At 65.0% G+C, this 1,761-nt stretch carries 1 pseudogene; it reads left to right on the forward strand.

The window, feature by feature from the left end:
- Nucleotides 1–741: 741 nt before the first annotated feature.
- Nucleotides 742–1,761 (forward strand): annotated as a pseudogene (locus AHiyo1_RS28280) (MGDG synthase family glycosyltransferase); the annotation flags it as partial.

Consider the following 1,761-nt stretch of genomic DNA (forward strand, 5'->3'; position numbering starts at 1 on the left):
CTCGGTCCAGCCCTGGGATGGACTCCCGCTGAAGTCCGGCGCGACCCGCAGTAGGCGTCACGGCCTTCGATCGACCACACGTTGGGCAATCCTGGGCGGCTGTGCGCTGCCGAGTCGCGGTGCTCCCAGTCGTCAGAGCAGTCCCACGAGCTCGCGGCCGGACTCCCGCTCATACTGTTCTCGGGGTTGTGGATTCCTTGGCTGACAAGCGACAGTTCCAGAAAGGATGCAAGCGAAAATGACCGCCGTTGCAGTCCCTCCGCGCAAGAAATCGCCATCTCCCACTGCCCAAGGACGAAGACGACGCACAGGGGCGCACCGCAGGGTGGATATGAAAGCACCCCTGCCCGACACCTGATCCCAAACACCGGCACCCCGCGCCGGATTTTATGCACTACGGACCCGAGGCAAGGCCTTGGACTCCGTATTGCATAGAGCACGCATCCGGTCAAAGAGGCTGAAGGCCGTTAGCAGGCAGCCGTGGCCTGGACCAGTTCACCGCTTCCGCAGCCTCGACAGATGACATCTCCTCGGCCATCATCTGCCGGCACTGCCGCACCTTCGTCCCGCCCAGACCAAGCTTTTGATCCATTGATTGCGAAGACGAAGCAGGGCAGGCCAGGCCGGATCAACGCATGGTGCCTGCCCGGGCTCGCTCAGGAGGTACCGGCCCGGCCCTTTGCATCACCGAGCGCGGCCAGGCCTCGTCCGTGTGGTGATGCGGCCTGCTAGCCTCACCACATGCGCAGAACATCGGCACGGGGCTCAGGCACTGCCAGAGGAGAGCGCGTACTGATCCTGTCCGCAGGGGTTGGATCAGGGCACAACAGCGCGGCGGCGGCGGTACACCAGGCATGTGCCGCGCGCACTGACATCGCCGAGGTGCAGGTGCTGGACGTGCTGCAGGTAAGTAGCGTGCTCTACCGCGCGCTGCTGGGGAAGGGATACTTCGTCCTGGTCGAGGGCTTACCCTGGCTGGTCGAGTGGGGTTACGACATCAGCAACCCGCCCTTCCGGCGCCGCGGCCCAATCGACCCCTGGACACGAGTGAACGCCAGTCCGGTCATCAGTGCGATCAAGAGGTTCCGACCGACCGCGATCGTGTGCACGCACTTCCTGCCCGCCCAGCTGTTGGCGTCGTTACTCCTCCGGGGCGTGGTTGACGCAAAAACCGCTGTCGTGACGACGGACTATGACTTCCAGGGCCTGTGCTCTCGGGCGCGTTCCACATGATCTTTGTGGCCAGGGAGGAAGGCAGGGTGGAGCTGACGGCGCTCGGCCTTCCTCCCGACCGAGTGATGGCCACGGGCATCCCGATCAGCAAGCCGGTCGGTCCCGCGCCCGTGCGCGATCGCAATAAGCCACCGATGCTGCTGATCTCGGCGGGTGCGACCGGCGGGGACTATGCGTTCTCCGTGGTGCGTCAGACGATGCATATGCGCTCGGAATTCACGGCCACCGTAGTGTGCGGAAACAACGACGTGCTGCGGCAGCGCATCGAGAAGCTGGTGGCGACCGCCGGTGACCGCTACCGCGTGCTCGGCTTCACCACGGAGATGCCGCAGCTGCTGGGCCGCGCGGACCTGTTTGTCGGCAAGCCGGGCGGGCTTTCAGCGTCGGAGTGCATGGCTGCGGGGCTGCCCATGGTGCTTGTAAACCCCATCCCGGGGCAGGAGGTTCGCAACGGCGATTACCTGATGGAGCAGGGGGCGGCCGTCCGCTGCAACAGCCCCGCAACGATCGGTTGGAAGATCGATGAGG

It is taken from the genome of Arthrobacter sp. Hiyo1 (assembly GCF_001263615.2).
Lineage (GTDB): Bacteria > Actinomycetota > Actinomycetes > Actinomycetales > Micrococcaceae > Arthrobacter.